Raw genomic sequence first — 19711 nt, forward strand, 5'->3', positions numbered from 1 at the left:
TGCAGGCTACATGCACATTTCAACCATCCGGTATTCCTTCTCGCTGATCCTGTTGATGTCGGCGATTACAAAACGGTTCCCATCTACATCGGTGATCAATAACCGGCTTGCCGAGATCAGCTTCGTATTCCCTCCTCCGCCGCGAACCGTGAAGCGGCACAGACCGGCAGTCGTCTCTGCTTCCCAATACGCGTAGCCGAATTCTTCCTTCACATTCACAACCTTCGTGATCTCGGGAGCAAAATAGCGGATTTGCACCTGCTCTTCAAGCAGCTCAACAGTTTCCGCTGAGAAATCATCCAAAGAGCGGATCATCCCGATTTCCTTATTCTCAATTGTCCTAATCGATAAATAAATCCGTCTGTTCGTATGCGGGAAGGAGCAGTGCACATAAACGGATGGATGCTCTTCCCCATCGACTTCAACTGCAAGCATTTGCCCGGCTGTCTTCATAAACGTCGTATTCGATTGCGTTAAGTACCTAATATTAGCTGCATCAGCAAGATCAGATTCATGCTGCGGTGCCTCTGTCTCCTGGTTAAGAGAAGATATTAGTGCTGTCATGCCGGTATCACCTCATTCATTTTAAGAGCTTCATCATGCTTCTTCACTAAGCTGTGATAAGCGCCTTCTTGAGCCATCAGTTCTTCATGTGTGCCTCTCTCGACGACTTTCCCGTTATCCATGACTACCAAATAATCTGCATTTCGAAGTGTGGACAGCCGATGTGCAATCGCAATCGTTGTTCTTCCTTTTATTAATGAATCAAGTGCAGCTTGAATTTGCAGTTCCGTTTCGGTATCCAATGATGCCGTTGCCTCATCCAGGATCAGGATGCGCGGATTATGCAGGATCGCACGCGCGATCGACAGCCGCTGCTTCTCGCCGCCGGACAGGTTGTGACCGCCAGTGCCGACAATCGTGTCAAATCCATCCGGCAGCTTCTCGATGAAATCATGCGCATACGCGATCTTAGCCGCATAAATAATATCATCCAGACTGCATTCCGGATTCGCATAAGCTATATTCTCCGCTATGCTTCCGGAGAAAACATACACATCTTGAGAAACGATTCCGATGTTATTACGCAAGGATGCAGTTGTCAGCTCCTTGACATTAATGCCGTCAATACGAATTTCGCCTTCAGAGACGTCATACAGACGTGAAATAATATTCACAAGCGTCGATTTACCCGCACCGGAATGACCGACAACCCCAATCATCTGCCCTGGCTTGGCGTGAAGCGACACATCTTTGAGAATGGCTTTATTCGGCTCATAGCCGAAGACGATGTTGGACACCTGAATATCGCCTTTCATCTGGACAAGCTCGATCGCGTCGTGTTTCTCCGTAACGTCCGGCACGGAATCCTGAATTTCAAATATACGCTGTGCGGCAGCCATACAGTACGACCACCAGCCCACAATATTATTCATGAACTGAATCGGTCCATACAAAAGATGCATGTAGTTGACAAAAGTCAGCACCTTACCGAAAGAAATTTCGCCTCTCATAATCATCCATCCGCCAAAAGCCCAGATCAGAAGTCCCCCGGTTTGAGTCAAAATATTCAGCACCGGAAATACAGTACCGCTCATCTTCGTGAACGACTGTTCGGCAAAGGAAAAAGACGTGTTGGCATTATGGAACCGCTCAATTTCCTTTTGTTCTTTACCAAACGCCTTCACCACTCGCGTGCCTCGTATGGTGTCGCTGATGATCGCATTCATTTTGCTCACCGTCCGATGCCTTCTCCATGACAGCCGCCACAGCTTCGGAAACACTTTGCGAACAAGGATGATCACAATCGGCAGCGGAATAAAGCACAGCAAGGTCAGCTTCCAATCCATCACCAGCAGGATCGTTGTGATTCCAATAATATTCATGGCGTTAACTATGAAGTAGGACAAGCCGTCGACGAAGAAATATTGAAGCTCAGTCGCATCATTATTAACTCTTGTCATCAGCTGTCCTGTTTGCTTCCGCTGGAAGAAGCTGAGCGACAAACGCTGCATCGATGAGAATACGCTCGATTTCAGGTTGAAGGCAATGTTGGCCGACATCTTGGCATTAATGACACCGAACAATACACCGAATAGCAGAGACAGCGTCCGGAAACCGATTATCAATAGAATGATTAAACCTATCTTATGAGCAAAAGCGCCTTTGCCGCCCAGCCCTTGGTCAATCAGCACTGAACCCTGCAAATAGGGGATCACAAGACCGGTTCCTGAATTCAAGAGCATGAAAAGAATGATCAGAAACATCGACTTCTTGTACTGGCCTGCAAAAGATAGCAATCTGCCGAAAATGGCATGCTTCTTCATGCATTTGGGACATATCTGTCTGCCTTCCTCCGGATAGACCATGCCGCATTTGGGACAAGCTGCATGCCCGTGATCTTCATGCAGCAGATGATCATCAATTGCTTCTTGTTTCTTGAGCTTGGAGAATGCGGCAGCAAATTTCGATGCTCTGCCCATCTCCCCATTGGTAAAGGCTGCAACAACCCGTTCTTCTTCTTCCTTAATAACAACCATACCGGATGCAACAAGGTTGACTATGGAAACGGATTCAATTTTGTCGATCTCGATCGCTTCAATCGTCCAATGTGAAGCGGTTTCAATTGGCTTTGAACGGAGTTGGCCGTTCTTGCCAGGTACCGAATATCCTTTAAACAATTTCTCTTGCGAAGGCTCAGCTTGGCTTGCCACGATAAATAGCCGATCTTTGCTAAGAATCAAGAATGTATCGATAAATCCGCCATCCGTTGTCCGGTCGCAGACCATGGAGTATACAATCTCTTCTTCCGACACATGGTTCTGCTTCAGCAAAGTCTTGATCTCATTAGTAAGGATAATTATCATCTCTTTCGAAAATATTTGATCAAGAAAGCGATTTCAATTTATACAATTAGTACCCTCCATTAGGGGCAGATTTCATGCGATACCATCATAAGCGCATCCCAATCAATCTCCTTATTTTTAGTTTTACATGCAGATTCTACCATGAAGAACGTGTGTTCTCAAGCCTAAATTTTGAGGTGAATTATTCCTTTAATAATCAGTCTTCATCATTCAAGATTTGTTATCTTCATAGGCTATCATTAATAATACCTGCATCGTATGACCTCCTTCTAAATTTGTCAACAATTAACTTCATACACCGACCCTCAAATTTGAATTTATGTTAATTTTTACATAAAACCATTCAAACCAAGCCATTTATGATCACTGGATTCATTTTTCCGGATGCTGAGCGCTTGATAATATATCCGCTGCTTTGGTCTCCTTCCTTACCTATCAAAAGGATTCCTTCAACGAACAGGCCAATACGACTTATGGGCCCCGGGTCAAAAACAATGGAACTTTTTACACAAGTACTCCTTACTATATTGACGTAGTCCAGCCAATTATTACAGAAAGGCCTCGTTTCGCTTAAATGGCGAAACAAGGCCTTTCTGTTTGATGGCTATAGTTTGTCAGTCGACAATTAATCACATTAATAATTAATTAATCCAGTTTTTACGCCGTTTTCCGACATTCATCCGCATACTTAGAGCCAAACTAATTAACCTCATAAAATATATCAGTAAATAAAAAATCAGCTCTTCTGCCGCAGAAAAAGAGCTTGATCTTTCACGCTCTCTGCTAACTATTATGAATATATATCGGATCTGATATTTGGCTTCTTGCTGAATAAAAGCAAAGCTCGGAATCTCTCCCATTTAGAATCCGTCCAGCTTTCCTTTGCTGGATCGGCTCGTCTTCACCATTATTAGGAAACAATTTCATGAATGACCTTGATTATCGCTTCTTTCTCCTGCTCCAGAACTTGAGCCCGCTGTTCTTTGAAATAACCAAGTAGTGATTCCTTCACGTAATCCTCAAGCTCTCCGATAGCTTTGCCCCGTCCTTCATAATCAGGATGCGCATTCCAAAAATTGTCGACCCATTGGTTGAACAGCTCTGTAATTGTCGATGGCCGTTCTATGAATACACCTAATTCTTCGCCTGCTTGATTAAAGAAGATATACGTTGGAAGATGATTGCGGCCATCAGCATGCAGATAAAGCTCGGCTATATCCTGATTATCCGGATCGCGCGGGAGAATATGAAGCTTTAATTTATCCGTCCTGCTGGAAATCTTGCCGAATAAAGGAAGATTAGCCACAACATCTCCGCACCAGTCATGAGCAAGAACGAGCACCTCAACCGGTTCAGGCAGGCTGTCAAAACCAGCCAATTCCTGCTCGCTTAATTGATAAGCTTCAAAATTAGATTTCATGGCATCCTGGTTGACCAATGCTTCACCGATAAACTGGTCAAATGTCAGCGCCTCACGGAATGCCTGCTCCCGCCGTTCGTTTGTCAACCTTGTATCATTTGTATAATTAGAAATGCTCATGTGGCAGCCTCCTTTATATAAAACCTACTATTCTCATCGTTATTATCGTATTAATACTATATCGTTCCCTTTCCATTTGGTCTAATCAACTATTTCTATAACTAAATTAATAATTTCGATTGAACATTTTCTTACTTATATGCTCCAATTGTTTGAGAAGGATTAACTTGTGCAATCAGTCTTTATTGTGAGATAATTAAGTAATGTAATAAACTCACTTTAATTAAGCTTAATGAGCTCGCAAAACTTAAGCTTATGCTTTCGATGCGAGTTTTTGCTTCTTGGTACCGTAATTCGGTACCGCCGCAGAGCTCGCAAAAACTTAGGCTTATGCTTTCGATGTGAGTTTTTGCTTCTTGGTACCGTAATTCGGTACCGCCGCAGAGCTCGCAAAAACTTAAGCTTATGCTTTCGATGCGAGTTTTTGACTCCAGGTACCGTAATTCGGTACCGCCGCAGAGCTCGCAAAAACTTTTAGGAGGCTAAATAATGTCCAACCAAGCATCTACTCACTCTGTTGATTTGCTGTTTGCTCCATTCGAGACCGGAAAATGGTCCCTGAAGAATCGAATCGTGATGGCACCGATGACGCGGGGATTTTCTCCGGACGGTGTACCGGGACAGGATGTAGCGGATTATTATCGGCGCCGGGCGGAGAACGGTGTCGGCCTGATTGTTACGGAAGGAACGCTGATTAACCATCCCGCAGCAGCCGGAAGCCCGAATTGGCCGAATTTTCACGGGGAAGCCGCGCTGAATGGTTGGGCTAAGGTGGCTGACGCTGTACATGAGGCTGGAGGTAAGATTATACCTCAGCTGTGGCATGTCGGGATGGCGCGCAACATCGGTGATTTACCCAATCCCGAAGCACTTCCTGTAGGTCCGTCAGGACTTAGTCTGACCGGTGAGAAAGTCACGGAGCCTTTGTCAGTCGAGGAAATATCGAAGCTCGTTCAAGCTTTCGCACAGGCTGCTGCAGATGCCAAACGGATTGGATTTGACGGAATCGAGCTTCATGGTGCGCATGGTTATCTGATTGATCAGTTTTTCTGGAAAAAAACAAATCAGCGCACGGACCGTTATGGCGGTGATCTGGTCAATCGGACGCAGTTTGCAGTCGAGGTCATTGAAGCTTGCCGTGCGGCTGTAGGGCCTGATTTCCCAATCGTACTGCGCTTCTCGCAATGGAAGAGCTCGGAATTTTCAGCTAAATTAGCGGAAACGCCCGATGAACTCGCTCAATTCTTAGCTCCTCTAGTCAAGGCTGGTGTGGATATCTTCCACTGCTCCACCCGCCGTTTCTGGGAGCCTGAGTTTGAAGGGTCCTCGCTTAATCTTGCGGGATGGACCAAGAAATTAACCGGCAAACCAACCATTACGGTCGGTTCTGTCGGTCTCGACGCTGATTTTACGAGTTTTTTCCAAGGCAAAGGTGCCGATACAGCTAGTCTTGATGGACTGCTTGAAAGACTTGAAAAAGATGAGTTTGACTTAGTTGCGGTCGGCCGGGCTCTATTAAACGACTCTGCATGGCTGGATAAAATACGCAGCGGCAGACTTGAAGAGATCATCCCTTTCACTCCGGAATCGACCAAAACTTTACTTTAATCTTAATAAGCTTCAACCAATCACATAAAAAAGAGCTGTTCAACGGAGTCATAGACGACTCCGAGGAACAGCTCCTTTTATAAATACGCCTTTATTTGCGAAATGCTTGGTTATGAAAGGAAGTAATATGCTTGAACAGCGATTCACCGTCCGTGTGAAAAGCCGGCCCTCCGCCCTCCAGCTTCATATACATTGCCCGGTAAGGCTCGGGAACCCAGATATACGTATGAACGTAGTCGGTGACGGTAAACCCGCATTTTTCCCAGAAAAGGATCCGTTTGCGGTTTTCCGGGGTTTCTTCGGATTCAACTTCGACGATCATCCCCGACAAGCTATGCCCTCTCTTCGCTTCCGCCCATAGCTTAATCTCCTCAACCAGATCCTTGCCCAATCCTTGACCCCTGCAATCCTCACGAACCGCTAAGTAGTCGATGAGCAGCAGACTCTTGGACGGTCCTGTCCGTCCCGTTATGGCCATCGCAATAACGATTTCACCTTGGACGATGAGGTGAAGATAACTCATTTTGCGTTCAAACATGGCGGCTATGATGCTGTCTGGCTTTCGCCCGTGCGGGAAAGCTTCATGATACAGCCCGCGCGCCTTTGGCCACCACATTTCATCCAAAACGTCCATCGTGATCATTTGCGCCATCCCTCATTCACCTGCTTACACCCGCTTGCTTGGCATGTTATGGTTGCCCGTAATAAGCGCGAAGCGCCGGGATCAGACCAAGCGGGTTCTTCCGTAGATCCTTGGCACTGAAGAACACATCGCCGCTTACTTCGGGATGCTGTTTATTATAATCCAATTGATTGATAATTTCCTGCGCACTCTGCCAACCCGCTTCAGCGGTTCCCAGCTTATAAGGGGAATGACCGATATAGAGCTTCACATTCGTGCCGCCTACTACATTCGACCACCAATCGACCAACGTATCATACCGGGCAGCGGAGTTAGATAAACTCCAGTAGATTTGCGGAACAACATAATCAATCCAGCCTTGCGAAATCCACGTCCGTACATCCGCGTACATATTGTCATAGGCGGTAACGCTGGCTTTTGTGTCCGAACCGAGCTCATCCATCGACTTGTTGCGCCATACGCCAAACGGACTGATGCCATAGCTGACCTGAGGCTTGGATCTATGAATCGTTTCGCCAAGCTGTCTTACAAACTCATTAATATTATCGCGGCGCCAATCGGCCAGTAATGGAATTTGCTTGCTGTTGTACATTCGAAAGGTAACATCATCATTGAAAACACCGCTCGACGGGTAGAAATAATCATCTAAATGGACACCGTCAATATCATAATTGTCTACGACTTCCATAATGGTGTCGATAATATGCTGCCTGGCATCCGGAATACCCGGATTAATATACTGCATTTTATTCGCATTCACGATCCACTCGGGATGCTCCTTCACGACATGCGAAGGTGCAAGCTGATCTATCTTCTGATCCGTATTCGCCCGAAAAGGATTAAACCATGCATGGAAGGTCATACCTCGTCTATGCGTTTCTTCGATCATGAAAGCAAGAGGATCATAATCCGGTGCTTTGCCATTCGTACCAGTCAGATATTTGGACCAAGGAACAAGAGTTGACCTATATAGAGCGTCAGCAGAAGGACGAACCTGTACAAACACGGTGTTCAGCCCCATATTCTGAAGTTCGCCCAGCAGGTTCAGAAACTCCTCTTGCTGTTTGACCGAATTGCCGGCAGAAGCCGCTGATGGCCAATCGAGGTTGAATACTGTGGATACCCAAGCTGCTCTGAGTCCGCTTGTGCCGCTCCCTGTACCTGGTTCTTCGCCATTCCCCTCATTTGGATTACCGGTGAGTCCGCCGGTGAGAAGTGATATTGTATAAGCCTTCTGATTCCAAATAACTTGAAGTCCAAGCTGTTCACCGATAAACCGGAGCGGAACCATCACTCTGCCAAGCTTGGAATCTACAGATGCATCCAAGCCAACTTGATTCCCGTTCACAAGCGCATATTTCTTTCCAATCGTCATCTGAATCACCGCATCCGGCCAACTGATCGCAGCGGTCTTGGCAGACTGATCCCATGTAACATTAGCGCCGAGTCCCTCACTAATCACACGCAGCGGCACGAGCGTTATATTCAATTTGGGCAGTACATAGGGGGACACATCACTATTTATTGCCTGACCATCGAGAAAAATCCGGATGCTTTGCGTGATCGGGGCTTTCTGGGAACTTAGAGCCGCGGCAGGCTGGACAAGCGCCATTGAACAAATCCATACTAGTAGAAACAGGGTCATCCATTTGCTTGCTTTCATGTTGTAAAATCCTCCATCATCTTAGCGTCATAATGATTAGACGCTGGAAAATGAAATTAGTTACTGTTACTTAAGCATTAACTGTGCATTCAAATACGGATGCAGATATTATTTTAGACTTCGACACAAAGAACATCCCTATCGAACACGAGTCATTCACTCGTAAACTCGATTAGGGATGCTCTAATTTCAGAGCTTCTTGTATTCTCATAGCTTTGCCCCATGTAGCAGCTGGTGGCGCGTCCATTCGTTGCTGACGACCGGATCGCTGTCCATCGACAGCTGTTCATATAGCTTCGTACGAAGCTCGGTTACTACTCCCCGATGTGCAGGGTTGTTAATCTCATTGGTCAGCTCGCCTGAATCCGCACGAAGTTGATACAATTCATCCGTATCGGTTAAATTCCAAATATATTTCCAATCCGCCGTGCGAATCATCCGCTGTGTATACAGTCCGAATTGCTGCCCGTTATAGCTGGCAACAACCGACTCCCGCCACTGTGAATCCTCTGCAATTCCTGTAAGCAGAGGCACTAATGACCGGCCCTGCAGGCTTCCAGGATCAAATTCACTTAGCTCAAGCAGCTCTAACAGCGTTGGTGCAAAATCAAGCATGTTATAGACAAACTGATGACAGGCCTTCCCTGCTGATAGCTTGCCGGGCAGCCGGAACATAAGGGGCACACGAACGACATCGTCATAGAGAATATAATGCTTATCCATCATCCGATGGGATCCGCACATATCGCCATGATCTGCTGTGAAGATGACAATCGTGTCCTCTGCTGCACCCATCTGTTCAAGCGCCGTCAGCACTTTGCCGATCGCCTCATCGAGCTGGCTGATTATTCCGTAATATCTTGCAACGATAGGCGCCCAATCTTCCCAGGTAAACTGCTCAATCCCCCAGCTGACAAGCTGCTGCTTCTGAATGTAAGGTTTTCCTTCAAATGTCTCCCGGAAACCTTCCCACTCCTTAATAGAGGCCGGATCATACATCTCAGCGAAGCTGCCTGATGGACGACAAGGCAAATGAGGCTCCGAAAAGTGAAGGGCTGCATGCCATGGTCCGTTATCAGCTGCTTGCAGCCGTCCAATTGCTTCAATCGCCCGGTCTGCAAACCAGTGAGTCGCCGAATCCTCTACCGGAACAGGATTGGTCTCCCCGAAGAACCCGTTCGTGTATGACACATTTGGATAACGATCAGCCATGAAGGAACGGTATTCAGCTTCTCCCACATAAGCGTCATAACCGAATGCAGTCGGATCATGCAGCGGATTCACGCCCCATTTTCCAAGAAAAACGGAGCGGTACCCGTTCTGGGCAAGTGTCTTGGGCCAGGCATAATCCTCTGGCTGCAGCGCAGCAACCGGCAAGAATGCATGATAGTTCCATAATGCGCCAAAAGTCTCCGCCCTTCTCCCATTCAAGAGCGATTGCCTTGCGGGACTGCACACAGGAATATGAGAATAGGCATGATGAAAAATCGTACTTTGCCCAGCAAGTAGATCCAAATTCGGAGTCTGAACGGGATATCGTCCACTGGAGCCCACACAGTCGTAACGCAGCTGATCAGCCGTAATTAACAGCACATTCGGTGCAGCTTTACTCAAAGCCATCTTGCCCCTTTCGTACAGCTAACCTTAACCTGTCGAACGATATTGGCTGGGAGAGCAGCCGACATGCCGCAGAAATAACCGATTAAAGAACGATTGATCCTCGTAGCCGACCATGGTCGCCACAACGATAACCTTCTCATCCGTTTCAATCAGCAGATGTTTGGCCCGTTCCATCCGGATTTCATGCAAAGCCTCGAATACACTGCGGTTATACTCTTCCCTCATCAGCCGATTGAGCTGACGCATACTGGAGTTAAAGAGATCCGAAAGTACCTGAAGCGTTATTTTTTTATCAAAATTACGTTCCAAATATCCATATATCCTTCTTGCCGTCATTTCACGATCCAGCTGCCTCGGAGAAGGAGCCGAACGATGATGCTGCATCAGCGTGTAATACCGCGACAGCAGTACAAGGAGCTCAATCATCTGCAGCCGGATCAGCGTCGTATGTCCGAGTCCTCTCGTGCCAAGCTCGCGAATCATACTCTCCAGCAGAGTCAGTACCGAAGCGGCTTCCTGCCCATGCAAATTAAGCCTATGGTTGAACCTCACATCAGTCTTCAGAAAAGGATGCACGTAAAAGTAATCCATCGAGCTTGTAATTTCGAGTTCCTTGAGCAGCGCATCGGGAATGAAGGATGGCATAAACAAGCAGTTGATGATCTCAATCTGCTCTCCTTCCTCCACGAAATAAGCATGTGTTTCCCCCGGGTTGATAATGAATACGTCGCCGGCTTGAACCTCATAGCTTGAGCCTTGGAAGATATGAACGCCTTTTCCCCGTACAACATAAACAAGTTCAACAAACTCATGGCCATGTTCATCGATTGAACCCTGCACCGTACGTGTGATCCAGAATGGAAACTCAACCTTCATATATCCGTTGCTGCTCAAAAAATCCTTCATCTCTGCTTCACCCTCTGTCAAAAGACTACCATGCGTAGGTTCGTAATTTGATTGGTGCGAACTCAAAATCGTTTATGAAAATTATATCACGGTTGTGCTCTTGCTGCGGACAGCATGATCAAATCGTTCACGCTGAGGATTCAGGCTCCATTCCTCCCAAGTCATACCGGCTGCATTCAAAATTTGCTCAATCCGTCTTCGAAATGGCAGACCTTTAACCGCGAGCTGGTGCATCATCGGATCCGGATTGCCGGACAGCTTGCCTGCCACCCACTCATCCAGCTGCTTCTCGAAGCGGTCTGCAAGGTCAGGCAGCAGATCAGCCAGATTATTCTTCTCTCCCGGATCGGCCGCCAAATCATAAAGCTCTCTTGGCTCGCGGGTGAAGGGTCCTGAATCATGCGTACGAATAAATTTATACCGTTCTGTTCGTATGCCTCTTGCAGCCTGCCAAGCACATTCGCTCAGAAATACATGGTCATGTGTCCCTTCTGTCTCCCTTGTAATCGCTTTCCATAAGCTTCGCCCATCCAGCCCCGCCGGATCATGCAGACGTGCCAGGTTAATGCCTTTCGGCTCTTCGATCCTTACCGAATCCAGCAAAGTGGGGAGCAGATCAACCTGCTGCACAAGACCCTTGACTCTGCGGCCGACAGGGATCCTGCCGGGCCAGCGCATAATTAGCGGAATATGAACGGTCGGTTCATATAATCCGCAATGATCCCAATAGATATCATGCTCGGTGAGGCTCTCTCCGTGATCGCCGAACAGAACAATCAGCGTATCCTCTTTGATGCCTAGCTTCTCCAAATGATTATCCAGTTCCTTCAAGCAATCGTCCAAATAGCGGATTTCCGCATCATACAGGGCATCATAATAATTACTGTCCGTAACCGGACCGACCAGATCGTAATGGTGATGCTTGAAGAAAGGATACGCTGTGTGATTATACGCCGGTTCCATGCTTTTGTTGCGCGAATCATAAGCGTCTTTGTCCGGACTATAAAATTCCGGGATATAGGATTCCGGCGGCAAATACGGCGTATGCGCATCCCAATAATGCAGAAATAAGAAAAAATCCTCATCCTTATGCTGCTCAATCCAAGGAAGCGCCATATCATTAACGGTACGTCCATCTATCCAGCGGTTGCCGCCGACGCTGTTCAGGTAATACGTATACCCTCTTGCGAACCATTCCTTCAGCTGGTATAAATTATCAACTGCTCCCGTCGTGAATCCAGCGCTGCGGAGCAGAGCAGGCAGCCACTCGACGGATTTGGGAAGATGCGTCAGTTCCGAGCCATGAGAGACAACGCCTGTCGTAAGTCCGACTTTACCCGTAAATACACCCGTATGTGCTACCTCCGTCGGAATATCCGCCGCGAATGCCTGCTCGAACAGAACTCCCTCTCTGGCAATCTGGTCCATATGCGGGCTTGTCGCTTTACCATATCCATAACTGCTCAGTCTGGACGCTCGCAGGGTGTCTAATGAAATCAGAATGATCTTCATATTACACGGTATCCTTCCATGAAACAGACTGCGTGTAAGGCGATGATTGATTCAGCCATTCCAGAACGATTTGACCGTTTTGTTCCAAGGTCGAAGTTGAGGTGCTCAAGGTAATGCTCGGAGATCCGGGTTCTTCAAAAGGATCGGATACCCCTGTAAAATGGTTGATTTCGCCAGCGCGCGCTTTGGCATACAGCCCTTTAACATCGCGCATCTCGCAAACATGCAGTGGACATTTGACATAGATCTCCACATACCTTGACAGCTGCTGCCTTGCATACTCCCTCATCTCGTTGTAGGGAGTGATTGCAGATACCAGCACATCAACTCCGTTGCGGGATAATAATTGCGATAGATAAGTAATTCGTTTCACATTCTCCAAACGGTCTTCTCTACTGAAGCTGAGTCCTTTGCAAATCGTGTGCCGCAGCTCATCACCGTCCAGCAGCTCGACTCGCCTGCCCTGTTCACGAAGCTTCTTCTCGATGTATTGCGCAGTTGTTGTCTTCCCGGCGCCGGAAAGTCCGGTAAACCATAAGACGGAACCTTGATAGCTGTTCATGCAGTCTTCCCCTCCGCTTTCTCCTATCTCATCCTTGTGTAGGGAGTGATACAGGCATGCCTCCAAGCTGATGGGAACGAATCGCTGCTTCTATGACCTCCTGCGCAGCAAGCGCGTCGGCCCCGGAGGCAGTGATCTCATCTTGCTTGGTCCCCGATTTAATCTCTGTAATAAATTGATTGATGCGCTGTTCAAACGTATCGTCAAAGCCTTTCATCCCGCCGAACAACGGGTTGCGAACAACGGTCAGCTCATCCGAATGATGCGGATAATAAGTCATGCTCTCGTATACATTGTCAATTACAATGCGCCCTTCATTGCCTGCAACCTCGCAGTATTCGATCGGATGGCGCATCGACATATCATAGCTTCCTGTCAGATGTCCAACTGCTCCTGAGGCGAACTCCATATTCACAGATACAGTAGACCAGGAATTACGGCCCGGCGCCTTGGTCATAAATGACTGGACCCGCCGCACATCGCCTGCAAAATACCGCATAACATCAATGGAATGAGGATGGAGCGCCCGCATATGGAGCCACTCCGTATCCTCTTGCGGATTTTGAATCGTCAGCCTCATATTAAGAAACAGCAGCGAGCCGAGTTTCCCCTGTGTCACCAGTTCTTTTGCCTTATAGGCAGCCGGAGTAAACCGGTGATTCAAGTTGCATGCAAGCCGAATCCCCTTTTCCCGGGCAAAATGGACCATCTCCCGCGCTTCCTCCACCCGATTGGAGATCGGCTTCTCCACAAATACATTTTTGCCTGCTCCAATTGCAATCATGGCCGGCTCGAAATGATGACTGCCTTTCTCCACGCCGGCTGTCGCGATGACGACAACATCAATCTGTTCTTTACTCAGCAGCTCTCTCAAATCCGTGTAATAAGGGACCTGATGTTCTTGTCCCGCTGCCTCTGCGCGTTCCGGCATCAGATCACATACAGCAGCAAGCATCGTATCGGGATGCCGCCGGTAAGCGTGACAGTGAATTTTGCCGATATGATTGACACCGACAACAGCCACTTTAATCATTGCTGGTGACCTCTTCTTTTTTCTTCTCTTTTGATTTAGCCTGCAGAGACCTCGCATTCCCGATCGAACCGATATGCAGCGAATCATAAGCTTCTTGGGAGGAAGTGAAGATCTTATTGCGGCCATGCCAGTTGACATTGGTGTAGATCGGATTTTGCCGGTTGACCTGCTCTTCACGTCTTGCGATATGTTCATTCATCCGGTTCTGCAGAAAGGCAACAACCTCCGGCTCCTGATCGGCAAGATTTATGTTCTCCTCCGGATCTTGAATGAGGTTATACAGCTCCACTTCCGGCTTGAAATGGAAGTCCGGCTCCAGCGCGCAAATGAGCTTCCATTCCGGCGTCCGCCAACCATGCTTGCGCATCCAGGTACATTCTGTAATGTAGAATTCACTGATCTGATTTGTCTTCTCACCATCAATCAGAGAGGTAAGACTGCGACCGTCGTAGGCAGCACCCGTCTTAATGTCCAAATATTCCAGTACCGTCGGCATAATATCAGAGATCAAGGATACATCCTTAACTCTGGTTCCGGCCGGGAGACGTCCCGGGAACTTCAGAATAAGCGGAACGACCAGCGTACAATCATAGAGCCCATGGTGGTCAAAATAACAGTCATGCTCATAGAGCGTTTCCCCGTGATCCGAGGTAATAACGATTAATGTCTCTTCCTCAAGCCCCATTGCTTCGAGCTTCGTGAATAAATTATGAATGCAGACATCCATATATGCAATGGCCCCGTCATATTGAGCCGTAACATATTCGTGATCGGTAACGCCTTCGGGAATCCAGGATTTCAAATAGTCCGCGAACGGCTTGAATTGATAAACCGGTTCCATCGAAGTCAGGCTCTCATCATACTCGTCTTTGCCATAGAACAGCCGTTCATACGGCGCCGGCGGCAAATAAGGAGAATGCGGATCCATATGACGGAGAAATAAGAAGAACGGTTTATCTTCTGCAGCGAGGCGCTCCAGCTCAGGAATCGCCACATGATTGAGCTTCTCAGCCTTCGGCGAGCGGCCGAGCTCCGCGTCAGGCTGCCATGATTCATAGTCCAGGTAAGTCTGGAAACCGCGGGATGACGGATTTCCTGTGAATCCAATGCAGGTCGTATTATAGCCGTTCTCCCCGAGAACCTCGGCTAAAGTCTGAACATGCCCGCCCAGCGGACCTTCATGGCGAAGAGCTACAACATCCGTACCGAACACATCCATTCCCGTAAGCATAGATGCATAAGCAGGCGTTGTCGGAATACTCGGGCTGAAGTGCTGCTCGAACAATACACCGTCTGAAGCTACTTTATCCAAAAAAGGCGTCGTTAAATGCTTATAACCATAAGCACTCATATGATCACGCCTCAAGCTATCAATTCCAAAAATAATGACATTCGGTTGTTTGGACATGGGAAACCCTCCTAAAAGTTTTTGCGGGGCTGTGCCTGTTAGATCGATAAGCGATCTAACAAGCAAAAACTCGCTTCGGAAGCATAATCTTTGTTTTTGCGAGGCTGTGCCTCAAAGCATGGAAACCGGCGCTTATCGGGCATTCAATTTCTTCAGGCAAGCGTTTAAATAGCCATAGGATTCCGCCGCAACGATGGATATCTGTTCAATCGTATGATCGGGCTGTGCGCCAATAACCTCCAGCACGACTGGACCGTCATAGCCTCCTTCGACCATCGCTTGGCAGTAGCCATAGAGATCAATATCACCCCGGCCGCATGCTTGCAGCTGTATCGTTCCAGGACCCTGTTCGCGTCCTTTGCAATCCCGGATGTGGATATGCTTGACTCGGCTAAGGACGGCGGGCAGAGCCTCCTCCGCATTTTCGCCTGCTCTATGAATGTGGCTTGGATCCATATCGATGCCAAAGGCGGGAGAGGATATGAGCTTCATAGCTTCCAGCGTTGTAGGCGTATTGTAAACGGAGCTGCCGACATGCGCTTTTACGCATAGCGTTACGCCATACGAGGCCGCTTTCTCAGAGAGCTTAGCTAGCTTCTCAATCGATGCCGTCAAATCTTCCTGAACTCCCGACTTTCCGCCAGGACCGACATTAATTACCGGAATGCCAATCTCAGCTGCCGCTTCGAAAGCGGCAAGCAGCCGTTCCTCGTCTAGTGAAGCAACCTCGACAGATAGAAAACGAAGCCCGTTTTCTGCTGCAATCGCCTTCAACTCGTCTTTTTGATCCCGCCAGCGGCTCAGATCGAGATGCTCGCACATCCCTTGAATAGCCGCGATTTCTACGCCATCATAACCGCATGCCGCAATGATTCTAGCCGCCTCGGCAAAGCTATACTGCTTGAACAACACAGAATTGACACCTAATTGAATCATGAATGAGTTCCTCCTAAAAGTTTTACGAAGCAGAAACTGCTTCGTAAGCATTTGCTAAGTTTATGCGTGGGTTTCCGCCTAATGGGAACGGCGACAATTTTATTTCATGAATAATGGATCCCCATGAAGAGCCGGCAGAGCATGCGGCCTCACAAGCTCACCGCCGCGCTCATAGGATTCGATAACAGCAAAGGTATATTCCAAGACAGCGAGCGCATCCCGGCCGCTTGCCCGAAGCTGATCCTGAGATACACGATTAGAAACATCCTCTAAGAAAGCATGCAGACGATTGTTGAATGTCCGGTTGAAATCGGTGGTACCGTAATCCGTTACCTCAGGCACAATAGGAACACTAATGGCCGGAACCCCTTTTTCAGCCCGCCAATAAGAAATCTTCTCCACACAGTTCTCAATGCAGAAGGTTCCGCGCGTTCCAGCCATCTCAAGACTCCACCAGCCCCCGAGACCATACACCGCATCTCCCCTCTGACTGATCAGGTAACCTACGCCGCCATTGGCAAATTTCAGATGAATGCTGTTAATGGATACCATGACATCTCCGGCGCTGCGGCGGACGCCCGGCCGGTCAGAGAACGTCTGAACATGCGTAATGTCACCGCAGAAATGGCGCATTACGCTAAGCGGATGAGTCAGAAAGGCTTTCATATGAAAATACGGATGGCCTTTCACCTTCGGCGATCCCGCCAGCCCGTAGTTGGCATCACCGCCGTTGAAGCCCATTTTGGCCAAGCAATACACCAGTTCTCCAATATCTCCATTGTCTACATACTGCTTTCCTTTTTCCGCAGGCTCGGTGAAATAATGATTCAAATTACAGCCGAGATAGACCTTCTGCTTCTCTGCGAAAGCTACGAGCTCTCTTGCTTCACGGATATCGTGGCAAAGCGGCTTCTCAACGAGCACATGCTTCCCGTAACCGACCGCCTCCATCGCCGGTTCGAAATGCCAGCTCCCATTGTCGATCCCGCCGGTTGTAATATCAACGACTTCGATATCCGGTTCATTCTCGATCATATCCTTCAGACTGTAATACGCTCTCACGCCGTATTTCTCAGCGGCAGCATCTGCACGCTCTTTCACGACATCACAGACGGCAACCAGATTGGCCAGCTCATCCTCCTTATAACAGGCAGCGTGATTATTCCCAATGCCATTCAAACCTACAATCCCGATCTTTACGCTCATTACTGTATCCTCCCAAAAGTTTTGTGGAGCATGGCTCCCCTGAGATCACTTTCACTTTGCAGCAAAACTAACTTCGTAGTCATAACCTTGTTCATCCAAGCTGCATGCACCTTCGAACTGGGACCTAAACCTCGGCAATACCGGGATCGTTTAACGGAACCCGTCTGCCTTCTCTTGCCGATACATATGCGGCTAAAACCATGCGAAGCGAGGTCCTGCCTTCTTCGGCTGTTGCTAGAGGGCCCCTTGTACCGCGGATAAACTCGGCCAGCGGTTTCGCTAACCCCCGAATCCGGTGGAAGTGATTCGGAGGCGATAAGATATCACTCTCTTCCCACACTCCGGCTGCGGCGATGTACTTCTTGAGTCCGGCAGCACCCTCTGGCCTTGGTACATTGCAGCTGGGCACATCTCCATAATTTTGGATAATGGAACCCTTTTCACCGATGATCTCCGTCGTATTCTCAGCTGCCGTGCATGTAAAAGAACAGCTCACTTCAACAATCGGTCCATTGGCGAAACGGTAAATGGCAATCCCGTTATCCATTGGGATTCGCGGATTATAAAGAGATTCGATCTCAGCGGTTACACTCTCCGGCACGCCAAGCAGCCAGTGGATAAAATCGATCGGATGAGAAGAATCATCCGCCCAGATATCACGGTTATAAGCAGGGTCTGCATGCCAGCTATCAGCAAAATCAGCCTGTAAACCAACAGGGAGACCATGTCTGCGCCGAACCATGAATAGTTGGCCAAGCTCGCCGCTCGCAATCCATTGCTTCAACTGGATGTTCTGCGGATCCACCCTCATTTGCCATGCTAAGGTGAATGGCACTTCATGCTTTTGTACCGCCTCAACGATCCGATCCGCTTCCGACATGGTGAGCGCCATCGGTTTCTGCAAAATTATCGCCTTTCCATACGCAGCCGCAAGCTCCACAAGTTCCGCATGCATTGAGGTTTCCGCGGCAATGACAACAGCGCGAATATCGGTTCTTGCAAGCAGCTCTGCAGCATCGCTATAAGCGGTTAATCCGTACTGTGTTCCAGCACTCTCCAGCCGCCCTAGATCATGGTCCCAGCCTGCCAGCACTTGAACCTCCAATTCGGCATGACCCCATTCTTGGCAGTAAGCATGGACATGTCCGTGCGCAAAACCAAGAATTCCAATTCCAACAGTTTCCTTCATACATCTCCTCCATTAACGGACTGACAAGTATTTGTAAACGGTTTCTACCCTCATCATAATCATCCTGCCGGTCCGTTTCATGGCGTATCGGGACAATAACTATTGCGATTGGGACCATTTGTTTTAGATAAGAATTCCGAGGTTAATACTCCGCTATTACTACCCTTTAACTGCACCTGCCGTCATGCCTGCCACAATCTTCTTATTGAAGAACAGGAACAGAATCAGCGGTGGAATAGAGATCAGCACTATATCCGCAAAGAGCAGGTTCCATGACGTTGTGAAACGGCTGGTAAAGTTATACAAGGTCAGCTGCACGGTTGCATTGTCCGCACCGGGGAAAAAGTACAGCGGATGTACGAAATCATTGAACACATTGATGGAGGTCAATACGACTACCGTCGAAGTAACGGGCTTCAAGAGAGGGAAAATAATGCTGACAAACAGCCTCATACCCCCTCAGCCGTCAATGAATGCACTCTCGTCCAGCTCGCGCGGCAGCGTCGCTACGAATGCCTTGTACAGGATTGCGGAGAAAGGGAACAACAGCGCTACCTCAACCAGGGTGATACCCGTCAACGTGCGGATTGCCCAGTCAATCTGGAGATTCAATACCCATCGCAGACAGCGTCACATTGACGATCCCCTGCGAGGGATGCATCATGGGATTCTGCGGATAGCAGCGCCTGCATTAATGCCCTTTCAGCTTGCTCAAGTTTTGAGTCCTCTTAAGGAGACTGTTATCCTTGGGCCGCCTCCCACAGCCATGCCGCTTCATACTTATAAGAGGTACATGAATCCAACCCCGCAGCCCGGCTCTATATAATAGCGAAAAGGCTATTCACCTGAGGAACCTGCAGGCTAGCGGCTAAACAGATGAATGACAAACAATATAAAGAAAATCAGACTGAATTTCCCGTTTTTCACCGGATATTCGGTCTTTTTCTTATTTTGTGAGGATTTTATGACGTGTATGATAATCTGTTATGGGGATAATAGGTGATAGAAGTTTACAAGC

General features: G+C 48.2%; 17 protein-coding genes. 1 reads left to right on the forward strand and 16 read right to left on the reverse strand.

Annotated elements, in window-relative coordinates; all coding sequences use genetic code 11:
• Positions 1-6: 6 nt before the first annotated feature.
• The 3 genes from ACFPYJ_RS14075 to ACFPYJ_RS14085 form a co-directional block, all read right to left on the reverse strand.
• Positions 7-564: a DUF1854 domain-containing protein gene (locus tag ACFPYJ_RS14075; RefSeq protein WP_379188783.1), complete on the reverse strand. Its 558-nt coding sequence runs from the start codon at positions 562-564 to the stop codon at positions 7-9.
• Positions 561-2834 carry an ABC transporter ATP-binding protein gene (locus ACFPYJ_RS14080; RefSeq protein WP_379188784.1) on the reverse strand — a complete coding sequence of 758 codons (2274 nt, stop codon included), beginning with the start codon at positions 2832-2834 and terminating at the stop codon, positions 561-563. Before ACFPYJ_RS14080 ends, ACFPYJ_RS14075 begins: the two co-directional genes overlap by 4 nt.
• Before the next feature lie 943 nt (positions 2835-3777).
• Complete coding sequence (locus tag ACFPYJ_RS14085; protein WP_379188785.1) at positions 3778-4407, reverse strand: thioredoxin family protein; 630 nt, start codon at positions 4405-4407, stop codon at positions 3778-3780.
• A 489-nt stretch (positions 4408-4896) separates the two neighbouring features.
• Between ACFPYJ_RS14085 and ACFPYJ_RS14090 the strand changes: the two genes are divergently transcribed.
• Complete coding sequence (locus ACFPYJ_RS14090) at positions 4897-6015, forward strand: NADH:flavin oxidoreductase (RefSeq protein ID WP_379188786.1); 1119 nt, start codon at positions 4897-4899, stop codon at positions 6013-6015.
• 91 nt (positions 6016-6106) lie between these two features.
• On the opposite strand, the gene ACFPYJ_RS14095 is transcribed toward ACFPYJ_RS14090, so the two are convergent.
• The 13 genes from ACFPYJ_RS14095 to ACFPYJ_RS14155 all read right to left on the reverse strand — a co-directional run bounded on the left by ACFPYJ_RS14095 (position 6107) and on the right by ACFPYJ_RS14155 (position 19305).
• The gene (locus ACFPYJ_RS14095; RefSeq protein ID WP_379188787.1) at positions 6107-6667 is read right to left on the reverse strand and encodes a GNAT family N-acetyltransferase; all 561 of its coding nucleotides are present in this window, start codon (positions 6665-6667) and stop codon (positions 6107-6109) included.
• Positions 6668-6704: 37 nt separating this feature from the next.
• Positions 6705-8321, reverse strand: coding sequence for a family 10 glycosylhydrolase (locus ACFPYJ_RS14100; protein ID WP_379188788.1), 1617 nt, complete (start codon positions 8319-8321; stop codon positions 6705-6707).
• A 207-nt stretch (positions 8322-8528) separates the two neighbouring features.
• The gene (locus ACFPYJ_RS14105) at positions 8529-9935 is read right to left on the reverse strand and encodes a sulfatase-like hydrolase/transferase (protein WP_379188789.1); all 1407 of its coding nucleotides are present in this window, start codon (positions 9933-9935) and stop codon (positions 8529-8531) included.
• Positions 9936-9965: 30 nt separating this feature from the next.
• Positions 9966-10847: a helix-turn-helix domain-containing protein gene (locus tag ACFPYJ_RS14110; RefSeq protein WP_379188790.1), complete on the reverse strand. Its 882-nt coding sequence runs from the start codon at positions 10845-10847 to the stop codon at positions 9966-9968.
• A gap of 81 nt (positions 10848-10928) precedes the next feature.
• Complete coding sequence (locus ACFPYJ_RS14115; RefSeq protein ID WP_379188791.1) at positions 10929-12359, reverse strand: sulfatase family protein; 1431 nt, start codon at positions 12357-12359, stop codon at positions 10929-10931.
• 1 nt (position 12360) lies between these two features.
• A complete protein-coding gene (gene cysC, locus ACFPYJ_RS14120; protein ID WP_379188792.1) occupies positions 12361-12921 on the reverse strand; it encodes an adenylyl-sulfate kinase in 561 nt (186 codons plus the stop codon).
• 28 nt (positions 12922-12949) lie between these two features.
• Positions 12950-13954, reverse strand: a complete 1005-nt coding sequence (locus tag ACFPYJ_RS14125) for a Gfo/Idh/MocA family protein (RefSeq protein ID WP_379188793.1) — start codon at positions 13952-13954, stop codon at positions 12950-12952.
• Positions 13947-15362: a sulfatase family protein gene (locus ACFPYJ_RS14130; RefSeq protein WP_379188794.1), complete on the reverse strand. Its 1416-nt coding sequence runs from the start codon at positions 15360-15362 to the stop codon at positions 13947-13949. The genes ACFPYJ_RS14125 and ACFPYJ_RS14130 overlap by 8 nt, the downstream gene beginning before the upstream one ends.
• Before the next feature lie 132 nt (positions 15363-15494).
• The gene (locus ACFPYJ_RS14135; RefSeq protein WP_379188795.1) at positions 15495-16298 is read right to left on the reverse strand and encodes a sugar phosphate isomerase/epimerase family protein; all 804 of its coding nucleotides are present in this window, start codon (positions 16296-16298) and stop codon (positions 15495-15497) included.
• A 99-nt stretch (positions 16299-16397) separates the two neighbouring features.
• Complete coding sequence (locus tag ACFPYJ_RS14140) at positions 16398-17504, reverse strand: Gfo/Idh/MocA family protein (RefSeq protein WP_379188796.1); 1107 nt, start codon at positions 17502-17504, stop codon at positions 16398-16400.
• A gap of 124 nt (positions 17505-17628) precedes the next feature.
• Positions 17629-18693, reverse strand: a complete 1065-nt coding sequence (locus tag ACFPYJ_RS14145) for a Gfo/Idh/MocA family protein (protein ID WP_379188797.1) — start codon at positions 18691-18693, stop codon at positions 17629-17631.
• 159 nt (positions 18694-18852) lie between these two features.
• Positions 18853-19146: an ABC transporter permease family protein gene (locus tag ACFPYJ_RS14150; protein WP_379188798.1), complete on the reverse strand. Its 294-nt coding sequence runs from the start codon at positions 19144-19146 to the stop codon at positions 18853-18855.
• A gap of 6 nt (positions 19147-19152) precedes the next feature.
• Positions 19153-19305: a hypothetical protein gene (locus ACFPYJ_RS14155; protein ID WP_379188799.1), complete on the reverse strand. Its 153-nt coding sequence runs from the start codon at positions 19303-19305 to the stop codon at positions 19153-19155.
• Positions 19306-19711: the final 406 nt, after the last annotated feature.

The sequence above is a fragment of the Paenibacillus solisilvae genome, from assembly GCF_042656405.1.
GTDB classification, from domain to species: Bacteria; Bacillota; Bacilli; order Paenibacillales; family Paenibacillaceae; genus Paenibacillus_Z; species Paenibacillus_Z solisilvae.

Bases quoted from the DNA above. Each gene is read 5' to 3' on its own strand.
- ACFPYJ_RS14085 (WP_379188785.1), bottom strand. From the start codon at position 4,407: ATGAGCATTTCTAATTATACAAATGATACAAGGTTGACAAACGAACGG.
- ACFPYJ_RS14075 (WP_379188783.1), bottom strand. From the start codon at position 564: ATGACAGCACTAATATCTTCTCTTAACCAGGAGACAGAGGCACCGCAG.
- ACFPYJ_RS14095 (WP_379188787.1), bottom strand. From the start codon at position 6,667: ATGGCGCAAATGATCACGATGGACGTTTTGGATGAAATGTGGTGGCCA.
- cysC (WP_379188792.1), bottom strand. From the start codon at position 12,921: ATGAACAGCTATCAAGGTTCCGTCTTATGGTTTACCGGACTTTCCGGC.
- ACFPYJ_RS14110 (WP_379188790.1), bottom strand. From the start codon at position 10,847: ATGAAGGATTTTTTGAGCAGCAACGGATATATGAAGGTTGAGTTTCCA.
- ACFPYJ_RS14125 (WP_379188793.1), bottom strand. From the start codon at position 13,954: ATGATTAAAGTGGCTGTTGTCGGTGTCAATCATATCGGCAAAATTCAC.
- ACFPYJ_RS14135 (WP_379188795.1), bottom strand. From the start codon at position 16,298: ATGATTCAATTAGGTGTCAATTCTGTGTTGTTCAAGCAGTATAGCTTT.
- ACFPYJ_RS14115 (WP_379188791.1), bottom strand. From the start codon at position 12,359: ATGAAGATCATTCTGATTTCATTAGACACCCTGCGAGCGTCCAGACTG.
- ACFPYJ_RS14150 (WP_379188798.1), bottom strand. From the start codon at position 19,146: ATGAGGCTGTTTGTCAGCATTATTTTCCCTCTCTTGAAGCCCGTTACT.
- ACFPYJ_RS14130 (WP_379188794.1), bottom strand. From the start codon at position 15,362: ATGTCCAAACAACCGAATGTCATTATTTTTGGAATTGATAGCTTGAGG.
- ACFPYJ_RS14090 (WP_379188786.1), top strand. From the start codon at position 4,897: ATGTCCAACCAAGCATCTACTCACTCTGTTGATTTGCTGTTTGCTCCA.
- ACFPYJ_RS14100 (WP_379188788.1), bottom strand. From the start codon at position 8,321: ATGAAAGCAAGCAAATGGATGACCCTGTTTCTACTAGTATGGATTTGT.
- ACFPYJ_RS14140 (WP_379188796.1), bottom strand. From the start codon at position 17,504: ATGAGCGTAAAGATCGGGATTGTAGGTTTGAATGGCATTGGGAATAAT.
- ACFPYJ_RS14145 (WP_379188797.1), bottom strand. From the start codon at position 18,693: ATGAAGGAAACTGTTGGAATTGGAATTCTTGGTTTTGCGCACGGACAT.